Source organism: Streptomyces sp. NPDC033165, from assembly GCF_055577965.1.
Genome location: NZ_JBVIPK010000007.1, coordinates 224,336 through 241,751, shown reverse-complemented (window position 1 = coordinate 241,751; position 17,416 = coordinate 224,336). Strand labels below are relative to the sequence as shown.

At 71.5% G+C, this 17,416-nt stretch carries 13 protein-coding genes and 2 pseudogenes; 4 read left to right on the top strand and 11 right to left on the bottom strand.

The window, feature by feature from the left end; translation table 11 throughout:
- Positions 1-53: 53 nt before the first annotated feature.
- The 6 genes from ACZ5WC_RS19115 to ACZ5WC_RS19090 all read right to left on the bottom strand — a co-directional run bounded on the left by ACZ5WC_RS19115 (position 54) and on the right by ACZ5WC_RS19090 (position 7,536).
- Entirely contained in the window at positions 54-1,313 is a 1,260-nt protein-coding gene (locus ACZ5WC_RS19115; protein WP_468541888.1) for an aminotransferase class I/II-fold pyridoxal phosphate-dependent enzyme, read from the bottom strand.
- Entirely contained in the window at positions 1,310-2,203 is an 894-nt protein-coding gene (locus ACZ5WC_RS19110) for a prephenate dehydrogenase/arogenate dehydrogenase family protein (protein WP_468541887.1), read from the bottom strand. The genes ACZ5WC_RS19115 and ACZ5WC_RS19110 overlap by 4 nt, the downstream gene beginning before the upstream one ends.
- Positions 2,200-4,290, bottom strand: a complete 2,091-nt coding sequence (gene pabB / locus ACZ5WC_RS19105) for an aminodeoxychorismate synthase component I (protein ID WP_468541886.1) — start codon at positions 4,288-4,290, stop codon at positions 2,200-2,202. The genes ACZ5WC_RS19110 and pabB overlap by 4 nt, the downstream gene beginning before the upstream one ends.
- Positions 4,268-4,681, bottom strand: a complete 414-nt coding sequence (locus ACZ5WC_RS19100; RefSeq protein ID WP_468541885.1) for a chorismate mutase — start codon at positions 4,679-4,681, stop codon at positions 4,268-4,270. The genes pabB and ACZ5WC_RS19100 overlap by 23 nt, the downstream gene beginning before the upstream one ends.
- Positions 4,682-4,804: 123 nt before the next feature.
- Entirely contained in the window at positions 4,805-6,346 is a 1,542-nt protein-coding gene (locus tag ACZ5WC_RS19095) for an MFS transporter (protein WP_468541884.1), read from the bottom strand.
- The gene (locus ACZ5WC_RS19090; RefSeq protein WP_468541883.1) at positions 6,346-7,536 is read right to left on the bottom strand and encodes a 3-deoxy-7-phosphoheptulonate synthase; all 1,191 of its coding nucleotides are present in this window, start codon (positions 7,534-7,536) and stop codon (positions 6,346-6,348) included. Before ACZ5WC_RS19090 ends, ACZ5WC_RS19095 begins: the two co-directional genes overlap by 1 nt.
- 1,098 nt (positions 7,537-8,634) lie before the next feature.
- Here ACZ5WC_RS19090 and ACZ5WC_RS19085 point away from each other — a divergent pair.
- The 3 genes and pseudogenes from ACZ5WC_RS19085 to ACZ5WC_RS19075 all read left to right on the top strand — a co-directional run.
- Positions 8,635-9,042 (top strand): annotated as a pseudogene (locus tag ACZ5WC_RS19085) (adenosine deaminase); the annotation flags it as partial.
- 106 nt (positions 9,043-9,148) lie between these two features.
- A pseudogene (locus tag ACZ5WC_RS19080) lies at positions 9,149-9,544 on the top strand (MFS transporter); the annotation flags it as partial.
- Positions 9,545-9,596: 52 nt separating this feature from the next.
- Positions 9,597-10,262 carry a TOPRIM nucleotidyl transferase/hydrolase domain-containing protein gene (locus tag ACZ5WC_RS19075; protein WP_468541882.1) on the top strand — a complete coding sequence of 222 codons (666 nt, stop codon included), beginning with the start codon at positions 9,597-9,599 and terminating at the stop codon, positions 10,260-10,262.
- A gap of 120 nt (positions 10,263-10,382) precedes the next feature.
- Here the strand turns inward: ACZ5WC_RS19075 and ACZ5WC_RS19070 are convergent, their stop codons facing one another.
- From ACZ5WC_RS19070 to ACZ5WC_RS19060, 3 genes are read right to left on the bottom strand one after another with little or no spacing between them, the layout of a single operon-like run.
- Entirely contained in the window at positions 10,383-12,530 is a 2,148-nt protein-coding gene (locus ACZ5WC_RS19070; RefSeq protein WP_468541881.1) for an iron ABC transporter permease, read from the bottom strand.
- Positions 12,531-12,532: 2 nt separating this feature from the next.
- A complete protein-coding gene (locus ACZ5WC_RS19065; protein ID WP_468541880.1) occupies positions 12,533-13,507 on the bottom strand; it encodes an iron-siderophore ABC transporter substrate-binding protein in 975 nt (324 codons plus the stop codon).
- A gap of 7 nt (positions 13,508-13,514) precedes the next feature.
- A complete protein-coding gene (locus tag ACZ5WC_RS19060) occupies positions 13,515-14,309 on the bottom strand; it encodes an ABC transporter ATP-binding protein (RefSeq protein ID WP_468541879.1) in 795 nt (264 codons plus the stop codon).
- A gap of 462 nt (positions 14,310-14,771) precedes the next feature.
- Between ACZ5WC_RS19060 and ACZ5WC_RS19055 the strand changes: the two genes are divergently transcribed.
- Positions 14,772-15,215, top strand: a complete 444-nt coding sequence (locus ACZ5WC_RS19055) for a subtilase-type protease inhibitor (RefSeq protein ID WP_468541878.1) — start codon at positions 14,772-14,774, stop codon at positions 15,213-15,215.
- A 182-nt stretch (positions 15,216-15,397) separates the two neighbouring features.
- Here ACZ5WC_RS19055 and ACZ5WC_RS19050 read toward each other — a convergent pair whose 3' ends face one another.
- Both ACZ5WC_RS19050 and rpsR read right to left on the bottom strand, forming a co-directional pair.
- Complete coding sequence (locus ACZ5WC_RS19050) at positions 15,398-17,053, bottom strand: MFS transporter (RefSeq protein ID WP_468541877.1); 1,656 nt, start codon at positions 17,051-17,053, stop codon at positions 15,398-15,400.
- A gap of 113 nt (positions 17,054-17,166) precedes the next feature.
- Positions 17,167-17,403 (bottom strand): 30S ribosomal protein S18, encoded by a 237-nt coding sequence (gene rpsR, locus ACZ5WC_RS19045; protein ID WP_468541876.1) that lies wholly within the window; start codon positions 17,401-17,403, stop codon positions 17,167-17,169.
- Positions 17,404-17,416 lie beyond the last annotated feature (13 nt).

The window sequence follows — 17,416 nt, the reverse complement described above, 5'->3', positions numbered from 1 at the left end:
GGGTCGGGACGCGGGCCGTGCCGTACGGGGGGCCGGACGGCCCGCGCCCCGGGTCAGGCGGCGCCCAGGAGGGCGGCCAGTTCCTTGATCTGGGCCGGGGTGTGTGTGCTGGAGAGGGCGAACCGCAGCAGGCCGGTGCCCCGGGCCACGATCGGGTAGAAGACGGGGAAGCACAGCACACCGGCCTCCCGCAGCCGCACCGCCGTGGCGAACGCGGCCTCCTCGCTCTCCAGCGCCAGCCCCCGGATGGGCGACCGCGTACCGGAGTTGACGAGGTCGGCGCCTGCGAGGAGATCGTCGAACAGGGCGGTGTTCGCCCACAGGTCCGCCTGGAGCGCGGCGACCGTGCCGTCCAGGTGCATCCGGGCGGACTCGGCATTGGCCGCCATGTGCGTGACCATGTTCGAGTGTCCGAAGACCATCGTGTTGCCCTCGCGGCGCAGCACGTGCAGATCGCGTTCGGTGTGGGTGAGGACGAAGCCGCCCGAGCCGCCGAAAGCTTTGGACAGCGAGCCGACCAGCAGGGTGTTGTCCGGGACCCGGCCGCCCAGGGCCAGATGCGCGTATCCCGCACCGCGCGGTCCGTCGATGGACGTGCCGTGGGCGTCGTCGATGTAGACGTACCCGCCGTGATGCTCCGCCGCCTTCTGGAGGCGGGCCACATCGATCAGCCCGCCCATGGAGCCGATGCCGTCCACGAGGATCACCGGGGTGCGCCCCGAGGCGCGTGCCGCCGTCATCGCCTCGGCCAGACTCTCCGGGTCCTCCATCGTGAACCGGGTGACCGGCCCGAGCTGTTCGAGGACGCCCCGCAGCACCTGCATGGACGCGTGGGCGGTGCGTTCCACCACGTAGAACGGGCCCGCGGCGGCGACCGGGTAGCCGGGGAGCACACCGGCACCGAGCAGCGGCAGCAGCCCCAGGTGCACACTGCTCACCGAGTTGAACACCAGGGCGTGCATCCCGGGATAGATCTGCCCGAGCAGCTCCTCCAGCTCCGCCGCCTCGGCGGGCTGCATGGAGTTGCGGGACGACGACAGGTGAATCCCGTAGGTGCCGACGGCGGCGCGCACGGCGTGAACCATCCGCGGATGGTCCTCCAGGCCGAGGTAGGAGCAGGAGACGAACTCCACGCAGCGGGCACCGTCGTCGAGGGACAGTGTCTTCCCGTCGCGCCCGGTGACGGTGTGTCCGGTGAGCCCGGCACGTACCGCTCGGTCGTACATGCCGGTGGTCGCCGCCGACCGGCGGGCGACCCAGTTGCCGTGCGCGTCGGTCTCGGCCTGGAGGTGAGGGGCGGGGGGCGTGTTCACACGGGCTCCTGCGGCTTGGTGGGGGTCGCTGGGGTGGACAGGACCCGGGCGGCATCCGCCGCCAGGGTGGGGAGCTCGGGGCCGAACCAGTCGGTCAGTTCGGTGAGGGAGTTCCGGAAGGCGGTGTCGTCGTGCCGGTCCGTCCAGGCGTCGAGGTCGGCGAGGGCCCGGGCGAGGCCCGCCCGGGCGGCGGTGCTCGTCGGCCCGGAGCGCTGGATATCCCAGTAGGTGTCGGGGGAGGCGGTCAGCATCCGCGCGGTCAGGGCCAGCAGCAGCCGGGTCGGCGGCGGCACGCAGGAGAGCAGCTCCGGCGGCAGCCCCGCATCAGCCAGGGTCCGGGCGAAGGCCAGGAGCGCGGCATGGGTCGCGGTCTGCACGGTGTTGAGGCTGGGATCGTGGTCCTCGGGTGCCAGCTGCCGCACGCGCGCCCCCGTCTCCCCGATACGGGCCAGCAGTACGGGACCGAGCCCGCCCTCCCGCACCACACAGGCGGCCACGGCATTGCCCCGCCACCCCAGCGCGGGGTGGAAGAGCGGATTGAGGCTCAGGGTCGGCCGGGGCGCCAGCAGGTGCGCCGCGTCGAGGTAGCGCCGCTTGCCGGAGAGCGTGTCGACGACGGTGGTCCCCGGGCCGGTGCACCGGGCGAGGACGGGGAGCGCGGCCAGGGCGGCCCGCTCCGGGACGGCGAGGAGGACGAGGTCGGACGCGCCGAGCGCCCGCCGCAGCTCGGCCGTGGGCTCCCCGATGTCGCCGGTGAGGTCGGCCCCGGCCGCCGGATCCGCGGCGACGGTACGGACCCGCCCGCCGCCCTCCCGCAGCAGCGGGGCGAACATCCGCCCGACCGGCCCCAGTCCCACCACCAGGCAGGAGGGTGCCGCACCGGCGCTCACCGCGGTGCCTCCTCACGTGTGGCGGGGAGCCCCAGGGTGCCCCGGGCGGCGGCGAGCACGGCCCGGGCCTTGACGAGGATCTCCTCGTACTCGGCGTCAGGATCGGACAGGGCGATGACGGCCCCGCCGACCCCGAAGGTGCACGCGTCCGCACTGTTGACCAGGGTGCGGATCACGATGCTCAGATCGGCCGCCCCCGACAGGGAGAACCAGCCGATCGCCCCGGAGTAGTAGCCCCGGGCCCGTGGCTCAAGACGGTCGATGATCTCCATGGTGCGGACCTTCGGCGCCCCGGTCATGGATCCGCCGGGGAAGGTGGCCCGCACGCAGTCCATGGCCGAACGGTCCGGACGGAGCCTGCCCTGCACGGTGCTGACCAGCTGATGCACATGGGAGTAGGTCTCGACGTCGAACATCTTCGCCACATGGACGCTGCCGACCATGCAGACCCGGTTCAGATCGTTGCGCAGCAGGTCCACGATCATCAGGTTCTCGGCCCGGTCCTTGGGGTTCCGGGCCAGCTCGCGCCGGATCTCCTGGTCGGCGCTCTCCGTGGCCCCCCGGGGACGGGTCCCCTTGATCGGCTTGGCCTGGACCCGGCCGTCACGGCCGATCGACAGGAACCGTTCGGGGGAGGCGCTGAGCACCGAGACCTCGTCCATCCGCAGATAGGCGCCGAACGGCACGGGGCTGAGCGCGCGCAGCGCGGAATAAGTGCCGAAAGGATTCGTCAGCGGCTCGCTCTCCGCCGTGTTGGTCAGGCAGATCTCGTACGACTCGCCGTCGGTGATCGCCGCCAGGCAGGACCGGATGCCGGCGAGGTAGTCGTCGCGCGACCGGTCCAGGGCGAACACGCGCTCCTCACCGGGGGTCTCCTTGGGTACGGACGGGCACCGGGCCGGACCGGACGCGTACTCCGCCCCGTGGCGCCGTACCGATTCGGCGGTCTCCGCCAGCCAGGCGGCGGCCGCGGGAACCGTCGCGGGGTCCAGGGGATCGGTGAGGGCCAGCAGATGGGCCGTGCCCTCCTGGTGGTCGACGACCACCGCACGGTCGGCGAAGATCAGCTGACCGTCGGGCAGCGGTGAGACATGGCAGGCCATGCCGTGCGTCTCGGCTTTCAACTCGTAGCCGAGCACACCCACATAGCCGAGGTTGAAGTCGATGGGGAGCTGCGGCGGGTGCGCGGTGCGCCGGGCGGCGAGCTGCTCGCCGAGGTACTCGAACCAGCCCTGCTCGACGGTCGTGGTCTTCCCGCTCCTGGTGACGGTCCAGGAACGGGAAGAGACGGAGTACGAGAGATGCTCGGCGAGCGGCCCGGAGGCGTCACCCATCACGGTGAACCGCGCGTGGTCACCGCTTCCCGCGCTGTCGAGCCAGAACGCCGCTCCGGAGTCCCCGTACAGCTCGGTGAAGAGCGCTTCGGTGTCCGGTGCGCCGTCGATCCGCCGGTGCTCCAGGTGATAGCGGCCGCGTTCCGGTCCGCCGGACCGGACCGGGCGCGGCTCCTTCGTCCACTCGCCCACCAGGCAACGGAAGTTTTCCAAGAGCTCCACCCCGTATTCGGTGAGGATCGACTCCGGGTGGAACTGCACGCCCCACTGCGGCGCTTCACGGTGCCGCACTCCCATCATCACCCCGCCCGCCGTCCAGGCGATCGCCTCCAGGTCGGGCGGCAGGTCGCTCACGGCGAGCGAGTGGTACCGCACGGCGGCGAACGGGCTGGGGAGTCCCGCGAACAGCCCCGCTCCGCTGTGGTGGACGTTGGACACACGGCCGTGCATCGGCTCCGGCGCGTGCGCCACCCGCCCGCCGTTGACGTGCGAGAGCCCCTGATGACCCAGGCAGATCCCGAGTGTGGGGACCTTGGTCTGACGTAACGCCGCCAGCGACAGGCCCAGATCCCCGGTGCGCTGCGGCCGCCCGGGACCTGGTGAGACGACGATGCTGTCGAACGCACCGAACTCGGCCTCGGACCACGGAGTGTCGTTGGTGACGACCTCGGGCGCCCGGCCGTTCACGCGGTGCAGAAGGTCGTACAGGTTGTAGGTGAACGAGTCGTGGTTATCGATGAGCAGAGTGCGCACGGTCCTGTATCTCCCTCACGATCTCTTCCACCCGGTCCCAGGACGACGCTCTGGCCAGGGCCGGGTCCGCCGACCGGTCGGCGGCCTCCTCCTGACGGCAGGCCTCGGTGATCAGTACGGCGAAGACGTCCTGCAATGCCGTGGGGTTCAGCCGGTGCTCCTCGGCGAACTCCGTGGCCCGCAGCAGCACGGTGCGCACCCGCTGGGGCTGCATCACCGGAATGCTGTGGGAGCCCTTGGCCACACCGATGCGGTGGACACAACGGAACCGGAGCAGCAGGGCGTCGAGCAGGATTGCGTCGATGGCGTCCAGTTCCCGGCGGAGTTCTCCCAGCGGGTCGGGCGCGGTGTCCGTCGAGGGCCGGGGGGCGATGTCGGGCGCGGGGTCCACGGATCTCCTTTCGTCGAGAGGCGAGTGAGCCGGCGGCGGGTGCGAGGGCGGGCGGGCAGGAGGGGGCACCGGCACGAGCGGCGGCCGCGCGGGCCGGCCGGGTGTACCGGCCGGCCCGCGCGGTCAGGTGGGCCTGCGGGTCCGTAGCGCCCAGGCGGTCAGGGCGGCCGCGGCCACCAGGATCACCGCGGCGACCGCGCTGGTCGTGTGGACGCCGGTCAGGAACGCCGCGTGGGCGGCCGACAGCAGCGACTCGCTCTGCGCGGACCCCAGTTCGGCAGCGGCGCCCGCCGCTCCTGCCACGCCTTCGCTCGCGTCCGCCAGCGCGTCCGCCGGGACGCCCGGCGGGGCCCCGAGCGCCGAGCGGTAGGACGAGACGAGGACGCTGCCGAGGATCGCGATGCCGAGAGCGGCGCCCAGTTCGTACCCGGTCTCCGAGACGGCCGAGGCCGCGCCCGCCCGGTCCTCGGGGGCGGCGGACAGCACGGCGTCGTTGGTGAGGCTCTGGGTGAGCCCCATCCCGAGACATACCAGGGCGAACGCGACCACGACGTAAGGGACCTGGGGTCCGGAGGCGAGCTGGGTGAACAGCACGAAGCCGATGGCCATCAGCACCAGACCGAGCACCAGCACGGAGGTCACGCCCCACCAGCGGGCGAACGCCACCGCGATGAAACCGGCGGCGATCGCGCACGCCATGCCGGGCAGCAGCACGAGCCCGGCCTCCAGGGGCGAGATGCCCCGGACGATCTGGAGGTACTGGGTCAGGAAGAACAGGGCCGCGATCATCGCGAAGAGCGTGATCAGGTTGAGCAGCACCCCGACGGTGAACTTGGGGATGCCGAACAGGCGCACATCAAGCATCGGTGCCGTACGGACGAGCTGCCGGCGAGTGAACACCACCCCCAGGGCGACGCCGACCGCGACACAGAGCAGTGGCACCGGGGCGAGCCCTTCCACTGCCAGCTTCTTGATCCCGTAGACCATCGGGAACATGGCGGCGGCCAGTAGCGCGACACTGAGCGGATCCAGCCGGCTCGGCTCCTCCGCCCGGGACTCCAGGATCAGCACCGGTGCGAGGATCACGATGAAGAGCGTCACCGGCACATTGATGAGGAAGAGCGAGCCCCACCAGAAGAATTCCAGCAGCGCACCGCCCAGCACCGGCCCCAGGGCCGAGCCCGCGGACAGCGCGGCGGCCCAGATCGCGATCGCGATCTTGCGCTGGTGATCGTCGCGGAACATGTTGCGGATGAGGGAGAGCGTGGAAGGCATCAGGGTCGCTCCGGCGAGCCCCAGAAGCGCGCGCGCCGCGATCATCGCGACGGCGCTGGGCGCGAACGCCGCTGCCAGGGAGGCGAGGCCGAAGGCGGCCGCCCCGATCACCAGCAGCTTGCGCCGCCCGATCCGGTCCCCCAGCGACCCCATCGTGACCAGCAACGCGGCCAGCACGAAGGAGTAGACGTCGACGATCCACAGCAACTGGACCGACGTCGGCTTCAGATCCTCCCCGAGGTGGGGCACGGCGAAGCTGAGGACGGTCATGTCCACGGAGATCAGGAGGACGGGGAGGATCAGGACAGCGAGTCCGGCCCACTGTCTGGCTCCGGCCCGGTCGGGGGCGGGCGGGGTGTGGGGGGCTTCGGTGTGGTAGTGAGTTCCCATTATTCTTTTCTGCTGGTGGAGCGGGCGGCCAGAAACATCTCTACTGCCATGACTGCTTGTTCAGCATTCAGGCGGGGATCGCAAGCGGATCGGTAGTCGGGAAATTCTGGTGTGTCCTGTCCGGGCCATGAGTGCGTACATTCGGTGACCGGATCCGACGTCATCTCCAGATGAAGTCCACCCGGCCATCCGTCGTTCTCCGAGACCACTTCGACGAATTTCTTGATCTCCTGGAGTATCACCGGAACGGATCGGGTCTTCGTTCCGTCGGCGGTGTTGAAGGTGTTCCCGTGCATCGGATCGCACAGCCAGACAACCGGAATTCCCGTTTCCCGCACCGTACGGACGATCGGGGGCAGCGCTTCGGATATACGACCGGCTCCCATACGGGTGATGAACGTCAGCCGTCCGGGAATGCCGTCCGGGTTCAGCAGCGTCAGCAGGTCGAGCACATCCCACGGCGTCGCTCCGGGCCCGAGCTTCACCCCCACGGGATTCCCGGCGGAGCGCACCAGTTCGACATGGGCGCCGCCCGGTTCCCTGGTCCGCTCGCCGATCCAGCCGAAGTGGGTCGACGCCAGGAGGGGCTTCGGTACCCCGCCGCGCCGCAGAGCCCGTTCGTACGGAAGGAGCAGAAGCTCGTGCGAGGCGAACACGGCCTGCTCGTGCGGCCCTTCCCGCCAGGTCTCCCGCAGGGTGTCGAGGACGAGCCGGGCACAGTTGTAGGCGGTCAGCATCCGCCAGGGGTCCGGGGTGCGCAGACGCCGGTCCGCCACGAAGCTGTTCACCGCGTCGCCCCGGAAGCTCTGTACGCGTTCACCGTAGGGCGCCTGTTCCCAGGGCTCGGTGCGCGGTTTGGCGTACTGCCCGGCCATGCGGCCGACGGCCACGACGGGCAGTCCGGTGCGATCACGCATCAGAGCTGACAAGTCCTGCAATTGCCGGACTTTTCGCCGGACAGCTCCGGAGTCGCTGTCCTCGAAACGTTCCACGCAGTCGCCGCCCTGGAGGAGCAGCGCCGAATCGCGTGCCACGGCGCCGAGGCGCATTCTGAGCATTGATATCTCGTCGGGAGCGGCCAGCGGGGGTAATTCCGCAATGCGCTGCTCAACTTCGTCCACGGCCTCTTGGTCGGCCCAGGGTGGCTGTTGCGACGCGGGCAGGGCGGTGGAATGGGGCAGGCTGCTCATGAGGGCGATCGCTCCAGGTTATCCGGTCACAGCAGGGCACACCGAACGCACGAATGAAGGCGCGTCCGGTGACGTTCGGTCGCGCCTCGCGTCGGGGGGCGATTCCATTACCGGGGCGATGGTCGTAAGGAGTTCCGGCCAAGCGGTCCACAAGCTACACACGCGCGCTCGGACGAGTCCACCGCGATTCGGCGGGAGCCGTTGCCAATCAGCCACCGTGTTGACCTTCCGGATGGCTCATCCGTGAAGCGGAATCGGCCCCGGCGAAGCGGACTTGCCCGGTCCTTTGCCTGTGCCATGCGTCGCCTTTACTAGCATTGATGCAGGTGGCAACGGGGACAAGGGTCGGCCGACGTACTGTCGGGACGAGGCTGCCGCCGATGTGGCGAGCTCGCTGAGCGGCCTCGGGGATCAGCCGAAATAGCATCCATGCCGGTTGGTTTTTTTGTGGCTTCCGGGAGTCGCGCTCCGCTGGTCCGGCTGTCGCCGACCTCGGTCGAGTGGGAGCCGTGGGCCATCCTGATCAGCGACAAGTGGGGTGTGGCCCCATGCGTGCAGGCGGGTCATCGGGAGTCTGTGTCAGGTGCCGGGGGTGAACAGTGGCCGGATTTCTCGAGTCAACCCGGCAGATCGGACATAAAAACAAACCAAACGGTTGGTTCTCTGTTGGTGGGGGTGACCGTCTGGCCCGCTCGCCGTGGCGGCCGAGCGATCGTCGGGCACTCGATCGGGTGGACCCTGCCCGCCATCCCTGCGATCCGGGATGCGATCCGGGCGGAAAGTGCGTTTACCGACGCGATCATTCGGCGGTGATCTCATCGATTCGGAGGCGCATCGTCCCAAGTCCCTCGTCCCCGCCGGGATCGGCGCCCTCGCCTTACTCCCGTTGCTTCCCGCGGTCCGGGCCGGCGCGGCACCGCCCAGGACCCGTCCCCCAAAGCCGTACGGGCCTCGCACCGCATCACCACGCCGGCCGAGCACAGGACCGCGGCCCACCTTGACGCGCTGGGGGGGCGATCCGGCACGGCTGCGGGTGTTCTTCGCCGCGCTGCCCAAGGGCGGCGACCTCCACAACCACCTCTCGGGCGCGGCCAGTACAACAAGCAGATCCTGGGCGTGGCGGGCGACGACCATCCGTTCAACGCCTACCGCAGCCACGGCGTCCCGGCGGTCCTGGCCACCGACGCCCCCGGCGTCTCACGGATCGACATCAGCCACGAGTACCAGTACGCCCGTGAGACCTACGGCTTGAGCTGCATCGAGCTGAAGGACCTGGCGCGGGCCTCGCTGGAGTACGCGTTCCTCGACGGCGACAGCCTGCGGGCCGCCGGCTCCGCCCGCATCGGCTACCGCCCGGTGCGCGTCTGCGCCGGATCGCAGCCGGGCCTCGCCCCGCCCGCCCCGGCCTGCGCCCGCCATCTCGCGGACCATCCGAAGGCCGCGACCGAGTGGCGCCAGGAAGCGACGTTCGCCGCGTTCGAGCGCCGCCACGGCGGAACGCGCTGACCCCACGCGGCCGATGGGACGGCTGAGGGCGCGACCCGCAGCTCCCGCCCCCCAGTCAGGTCCCCCCGGCATGACGCCCCGACGGCCCGGCGCCCCGGCGCCCCGACAGGCGCTCATGGAGCGGGTGGGGGAGCGGCGGGCCCCGCCGTGCGGGTGCTTCGTCCTGGTCGTCGGACTCGTGCTGGTGGCCGCCTCGTTGCTGCTCGCCTCGCTGCCCGTGCTCGTCGCTCGTGCGCTGTGCGGCGGTCTGGGGCTGGGGCTCGCGTTCCGGGGCGCGGTGACGGCCATCAGCGCGGCGGCACCGGCCGAGCACCGGGCGGCGACGGTAGCCGCGTTCTTCGTCGTTGCCCATCCGGGCACCTCGCTGCCGGTGGTGCGCGTCGGAGGCCTGACCCTCCGGATCGGTCTCAGGAACGCCGGACCGACCTCCGCGGGCCGTGTGCCGGCGCTCGTCCCGGGCGTCGGCCCGTACCCGGCCCGGAGGGCGCCCGCCCGCACCTGACGGCCGCGAAAACCATTCCCGTACCAGCCGATCACGGTGCCAGACTGGGCCCGTGGACACAGCGACGCGCTTCCGGCAGACGGTCATCGCCTGGGCGGCGGACGGCGAGGGGGCGCCGACCGGGCCCGCCGCCGCGACCGTACGGGAGTTGGCGGCCGACCTGGACCTGCGCACCGTGGTGCTCGTCGAAGGCGTCAGCGACCGGGCGGCGGTCGAAGCACTCGCCGAACGCCAGGGCCGCACCCTGGCCGCCGAGGGTGTCGTCGTCGTGCCGATGGGCGGCGCCACCAGCATCATCCGCTTCCTGCGCCCCCTCGGCCCCCAGGGGCTGGGCCTCCGGCTCGCCGGTCTGTGCGACGCGGCCGAGCAGCGCTTCTTCCTCCAGGGCCTGGAGCGCACCGGATTCGGCACGGGGCTCACCCCCGGCAACCTGGCGGAGCTGGGCTTCTTCACCTGCCACGCCGACCTGGAGGACGAGCTGATCCGGGCGCTCGGCACCGGCGGTGTCCAGCAGGCCATCGACGACCAGGGCGACCTGCGCACCTTCCGGACCTTCCAACGGCAGCCGGCCCAGCGGGAGCGGCCCGTCGAGGCGCAGCTGCGGCGCTTCATGGGGACCATCGGCGGCCGCAAGGAGCACTACGCGAGAGCGCTGACCGGGGCCCTGGACCTGGAACGCCTGCCACAACCGCTGGACGGACTCCTCAACCGCGTCTGAGGAGACCACACCCGCGTCCGAGGCGGTCCCTCAGCGCGCGGCGAGGCGGGGCGGCGCACCACCGGCTCGGGCTGGAGCACCAGCCTCCGTTCCTCGTGCGCCGCCGGATCGCCCCGGCCCTCAGCCCTCCCGCCGTGACCGCCACAGCAGCCAGATGAAGTACGGCGCGCCGATCACGGCGGTGAGCAGGCCGACCGGGATCTGCGCCGGGGCGATGATCGTCCGGCCGACCGTGTCGGACACGACCACCAGCAGCGCGCCGAGCAACGCGCTGACCGGGATGACGCGCACATGGCGGCGGCCCACCAGGGCCCGTGCCGCGTGCGGGGCGACCAGGCCGACGAACCCGATCACGCCGACCGCCGCGACGGCTCCCGCGGTCAGGACGACGGCGATGCTCAGCAGACCCAGCCGGGTGGTGCCGAGGCGGATGCCCAGCAGGCGGGGGGTCTCGCTGTCCAGGCCGATGAGGTCGAGTTCGCGGCGCATCACCGCCAGCAGCGGCAGCGCGGCGACCAGCGTCACCAGCACCGGGATCAGCTCCGGGAACGTCCGCCCGTAGGTCGAACCGCCCAGCCAGGCCAGCGCCTTCGTCGCGTTGTACGGGTCGGTGAGCACGATCAGCAGGCTCACGAACGCGGCCGCGCCCGACTGGACGCCGATCCCGATCAGCACCAGCCGGTTCTGCTCAAGACCATGGCGTGCGGCGAGACCGAACACCAGCGCGGCGGCGGCCGCCGCACCGACCAGCGCGGAGCCGCCGATCAGCCAGAAGCTCGCCAGCGGTACGACGGTGAGCACGGTGACGGCCCCCACCCCCGCCCCGCTGACGACACCGAGGACCCCCGGCTCGGCGAGCGGATTGCGCGACACCGCCTGGACGACGGCTCCCGCGACCGCCAGGGCCGCACCGGCCAGCAGGGCGGCGGCGACGCGTGGCACCCGGGTGTCGAGGACGTACGTGACGAACTGTCCCGACCGGCCGGCCAGCCAGTTGGCCACATCGCCCAGGAGCAGCGTGGCGTCGCCGAACAGGGTTGCCGCCACCACGGCGCCCAGCAGCCCCACGACCGTCACCACGAGCGTGAGGACGAACGCCCGTCGGCTGCGCAGCCGGGCGAACGCCGTCGAGCCGGCGTCCGTGCCCATGTCCTGCGACCGGTGGGCCAGGTAGACCAGGGCGAGCGCGCCGAAGCAGGTCGTGACGATGCCGGTCGGCACCTCGGCCCCCGCCTGCGCGCCGAACACCGCGCGCAGCACCACGTCCGCCCCGAGCACCACGACGACTCCCGCGAACGCCGAGGCCGGGATGAACGCGTGATGCCGGATCAGGGCCGGGACCCGGGTGCTCAGCAGCCGGACCGCGGCCGGAGCGCACAGGCCGACGAAGCCGATGGGCCCCGCCACCGTCACGGACACCGCCGACAGCAGCACGGCGAGGATCACGGCGATGCTCCGGGTGAGCCGGGGACTGACCCCGACCACGGCCGCCCCGTCGTCCCCGAGCGCGAGGATGTCCAGCCGACGGCCCAGCAGCAGGAGCCCGACGAAGGCCACGAGCGCGACCGGCGTGAGCCGGTCGATGGACTGCATGCCGATCTGCGCCAGCGAACCGTTGCCCCAGGCGAACAGCCCGGTCGTCTGCTGGGAACGCAGAAGCAGCAGCATCCCGCTCAGCCCGGTCAGGGCGAGCGTGAGCGCCGAACCCGCCAGAACGAGGCGGATGGGACCGGCCCCCGCCCGGGACAGGCCGAGGACGACACCCGCCGCCAGCAGCCCGCCGAGGAACGCGGTGCCACCGGCCGGGAGCGCGGGCAGCGTGATGCCGAACGCGGCGACGGCGACGACCGCGAGGTACGCGCCCGCGTTCACGGCCAGCGTGTCGGGGGAGGCCAGCATGTTGCGCGACACGGACTGGAGGGCGGCGCCCGCCGCGCCGAGCGTGCAGCCGACGAGGAGCCCCGCCGCGAGCCGGGGAAGCCGGGAGTGCAGGACCACGGCGGCCGTCTGCTCGTCGGCGGTCCGATCGGCGGCCGGTCCGGTGGCCAACTGCCAGAGCGTGTGCAGGTCGACGGCGGCCGTGCCCTGGCCCAGGTGCACGACCGCGAGGGCGCCGAGCACGAGGAGCGCGGTGAGCGCGAGGAGGAACATCCGGCCACGGCGGGCCGGGGAGCCGGTCGCGGCCGGGGACGGTGCCCCGGCCGGAGCGGCCGCGCCCGCCCCGGTCTGCACGGGGGCGGGCGGGGCGGGTGTGGTGCGGGTGCTCATCGTCAGGCGGTCAGCGCGCCGACGAGTGCGTCGATGTACTCGCGCATGGACGCCGTGCCGCCGAACATCCAGATGCCGTCGGGCAGTCGGTGCACCTCGTCGTTCTTGACGAACGGCAGGGACTTCCACACCGCGTTGTCCTTGAGGCCGTCGGCGAACGGGTCGCCGTTGTCGGCGTCGTTGGCGATGTACGTGAACCGCGCGTCGCCGATCTTCGTGAGGCCCTCGACGTCCGTGGCCGCCAGGCCGTAGGCCTTGTCGCCCTCCAGCTTCCACGGGTCGGCCAGGCCGAGTTCGGTGTTGAGGTCGGAGAGCAGCGAGCCCTTGACGTACGGGCGCACGGAGACCTGGTTGCCCTCCTGCCAGCCGTCGGCGAAGGCGACCGCCTTGCCGTCGAGCCCGGCCGCCGCGAGCTTCTTCTTCCCGTCCGCCACCGCCTTGCGGAACGAGTCGATCTCGGACTTCGCCTTCTCCTCGGTGCCGGTGGCCTCGGCGATGAGGTTGACATTGTCGATCATCTGGTCGATCTGGCGGCTGGCGTCGGCCGAGCGCACCACGACGACCGGTGCGGCCTTGGACAGCTGCGCGACGGCGGAGTCGGACAGGTCGGTCGTCGCGACGATGAGGTCGGGCTTGAGACCGGCCACGGTGGCGACGCTGGGCTCGCCCCGGGTGCCTATGTCCTTGACGTCGCCCTTGAGCGGGGCGGCCTTGTCGTACGCGGTGTAGCCCTTGACGTCGGCCACGCCGACCGGCTGGACGCCCAGCGTGACGAGCGTCTCGACGACGTTCCACTCGGTGCCGACGACGCGCTTGGCCGGGCCGTCGAGCGTGACCCTCTTGCCGCGCGAGTCGGTGACCGTCACCGCGGTGTCCTTGGCGGATTCCTGCTTGGGCGCCTCGGTGGTGCCGCAGGCGGTGAGGGTGAGCGCGGCCGCGGCGGCGAGGACGGGCCACGTCATGTACTGGTTCTTCATGGGGTATTCAGGGCCTTTCGGGGCGGAGGTGGTGGCGGCCGACCGCGCGGGTGCGCGGGATGCCGGTGGAGGAGTCGGGTTCGACGTCGATACGGATGCCGTAGGCGTCGCTGAGCCGCTCGGGGTCGTATACCTCCGCGGGCGTGCCCGCCGCGACGATCCGTCCGGCCGAGAGGAGGACGACCTGGTCGGCCACGGCGGCGGCCTGGTCCAGGTCGTGCAGGACGACCCCGACGGTGACGCCGTGGGTGTCGGCGAGATCACGGACGAGGTCGAGGATCTCCACCTGGTAGCGCAGGTCGAGATAGGTCGTGGGTTCGTCGAGGAGCAGGACGTCGGTGTCCTGGGCCAGGCAGCAGGCGAACCAGACGCGTTGCAGCTGCCCGCCGGACAGGCTCTCCACCCCGCGGTCGGCGAAGTCGGCGAGGTTGGTGACGGCGAGCGCGTGCTCGACCAGCCGCGCCCCGTCCGGGTCGGTGCCGCGCAGCCGGTGGCGGTAGGGATGCCGGCCGAACCCCACCACGTCGCGGACGCTGAGACCGGCCGGGGCGGTCCGGCTCTGCGCGAGCAGGGTGACGCGGCGGGCGAAGTCGGTGCGCGACAGGGCGAGCGCGTCGACGGGCGCGGCGTTCTCGGCCGACACGGTCACCGTGCCGGTACGGGCCTTGTGCAGCCGGGCGACGGCCCGCAACAGGGTGGACTTCCCACTGCCGTTCGGCCCGATGAGAGCGGTGACGCGGCCGCGCGGCAGCCGCAGATCGGCCCCGTGAACGACATCGGCACGGTCGTACGCGATCGTCATGTCGCGTGCGTCGAGGCCGGCGTCGGGGGCGGAGGGCCGGGGCGGCGGAGGGTCTTGTCGGTCGAGGGCGGGAGCAGTCACGGGAAGGGAGGTTAGCCTAACCTAAGTTCCCCAGGTCAAGGGGGATTCGGAATCGTGTCCTCCATGTGATCGAAACCCCCTCTCGCGTGAACCTCGCGCCCCGACGGCCCTCGATGGGCGGCACTTTCCGGCCGAAGCGGTGACTCGGGAAAGTCGGACCACCCCGGAGTCGTCGCAGGTCAGGGCTTCGTTTCTGGTTGAACCACTCCGGGGTGTCCATATGCTGGACGGCGCCTGCGGCCCGCGTGAGCTGCCCGAACGACCATCCGGTCGGTTCGAACTGACGTCTGCGGCTGGAAGCTGGCCGTCGATGTGCGCCTACTTTCCGCATGCGCAAGACTCCTGACCGCAATCAAGCGCCTGACAGAGGAGTTTTCACCGATGCAACGCCACCGTCACACGATCTTCGCGACCATCACGGCAAGCACCCTGCTGCTCGGCGGCTTCGCGACCGCCACCGCCCACGCCGCACCGACGGGCACGGAAAGCCTCTACGCCCCGTCCGCCCTCGTCCTCACCGTCGCCCGGGGCGAGGACCCGATGACCGCCACCGTCGAGCGGGCCGTGACGCTCACCTGCGCCCCGCGCGCCGAGGGCACTCACCCCGAAGCCGCCGCGGCCTGCAAGGAACTGACGTCCGTCCAGGGGAAGTTCGCCGAGCTCACCGCGGGCCCCTCGAACCGGATCTGTACCCGGCAGTGGGACCCGGTCGTCGTCACCGCCCACGGCGTCTGGGAGGGCAAGCGGGTCGCGTTCCACACCACGTACGGCAACGCCTGCGAGATGGCGGGCAGCGTGAACGACAGCTCCGTATTCGCGTTCTGACCCGCCGGGGCGTGCCGACGCCGAGGTGACAGGGCCCCCGCCCGCCACCGCCCGACCGCGTCCGGCACCCGCCCCGCCCGGCGTGCCCCGCACACGCCCACCGACACGACGACCGGGAGCCCCGAGGTCGCCCCAGCCGTTTCCGCCGCGGCTCGGGAAGCGACCCGCCCCGGTCGGCCCGGTCACTCCGGCACGGAGGACTCGGAGGACTCGGAGGACTCGGAGGGCAGGGCCTTTTCCCGCGTCACCCGCGTCCCCGGATGGCGCAGGGAGCACAGGAAGGCGACACCCAGGGCGATCGCCATCCCGTAGAACACCCACTGGTTCGCCTGTGCGAAGTCCATCCGGATCGCCGACATCGAGTCCCGCACCATCTCCTCCACCGGTCCCGAGCCGGACGGCCCGCGGGAGTCCGCGTGGCCGGTCACCGACTGGGCGATGGACTCGGCGGCATCGTTCGCCGCCCCCTCCGGCACGCCCTTGCCCCGCAGGGTCTCGTCCACCTTGCTGATCGTCGTATGCGTCAGCAGGGTGCCGTAGACGGCGAGGCCGACGCTGGCGGCGAAGTTCCTCACGGTCTGCGTGATGCCGGTGACCTCGCCGTAGGAGGCGTCGATCGCCCGGTTCACCGCGTCCGTCGAGGCCGGTGCCAGCAGCAGACCGATGCCCGCGCCCGCCATGGCCGCGTACAGCCACTGGTCGTGCATGTTCAGCGTCGTCAGCTCCCCCGCCCACAGGACGAATCCGACCGCGCCGAGTGCCGTACCGAGCTTCATCGCCGGACGCGCGCCGCGCTTGTCGAGGATGCGTCCGCCCCACTGGGAGGCGATTCCGAAGCCGATGAAGAAGTACAGGAGATACAGCGCCGCCTGGTTCGGCGAGGCGCTGAGCGAGACCTGTGCGTACACGGAAGCGAAGAAGAACACCGGGACGAACGCCATCATGGCGAAGAACAGCACGGCGTTGTCGACCCGGAACGCCCGGTCCCGGAAGACCCGCAGCTTGATGAGCGGGAAGCGGGCGCGCAGCTCGAACCAGCAGAAGAAGGCGAGCACGAGCAGCCCGCCCGCGATGCACGCCCAGGTGGCGAAGCTGCTCCAGCCCCAGGGGGACGCCTGTTGCAGACCCAGCACCGTCAGGCCCATGCCGATCGCGATCAGTAGCGCCCCGGGCAGGTCCAGCGGCTCACGGCGGGCCCGGTCCGGGATGCGGGCCAGCAGCGCCAGCACGACCGCGATGATGGCGATCGGGACGTTGACCCAGAAGATCGCCCGCCAGGTCCACCCGGTGAGCCAGCCGCCGAGGAGCGGCCCCACCGCGGTGAGCGCCCCGGAGACACCGAAGAACAGGGCCAGCGCCCGCCCGCGCCGGTCCACCGGGAACACCGCGATGACCACGGCCAGCGCGGCGGGGAACATCAGCGCCGCCCCGATGCCCTGGACGGCACGGAAGCCGATCAGCCAGCCCTGGGCGAAGTCGCCGGAGGGCACCGCGCCGCAGAGGGCGGAGGAGATGACGAAGATCAGGGTGCCGATGAGCATCACCCGGCGGTGCCCGAGGATGTCGGACAGCCGCCCGCCCAGGGCGAAGAAGGCTGCCAGCGTCAGCAGATAGGCGTTGACGACCCATTGCATCTGCGAGGACGTGAGACCGAGTTCGTCGATGATGTCCGGGGCGGCGATCGCGACGACGGTCTGGTCGATGAAGGTCATCGACACGGCGAACAGCATGGCCGCCAGGGCGAGAGCCTGGTTCGGCGGCGCTCCCCGGGTGCCAGGCCCTCCCGGATCCGGTGACGCCGGATCAGGGCCGTCCTTCCGGGGGATTTCTCTGGCCATGCGTCCCATGGTCCACGTCCTCGGGCCGCGCTGCATCCCGAACGCGATCGTTCCCGCGCCGACGGGGGCGTCGGGCGCGACGGGCCGGAATCGGGGCGACCCGGAGTCCGGGGTCAGGAGCCGGAGTACGGGAGCAGCGCCATCTCTCGGGCGTTCTTGATGGCCGCGGCCATCTGGCGCTGCTGCTGGGCGCTGATCCGGGTGACCCGGCGGCTGCGGATCTTCCCCCGGTCGGAGATGAACTTCCGTAGCAGATCGGTGTCCTTGTAGTCGATGTACGTGATCCCGGCCGCGTCCAGGGGGTTGGGCCTGGCCTTGAGCGGCTTACGGGGGTCCTGCCTGCGTGCCATGGGACTTTCCTCG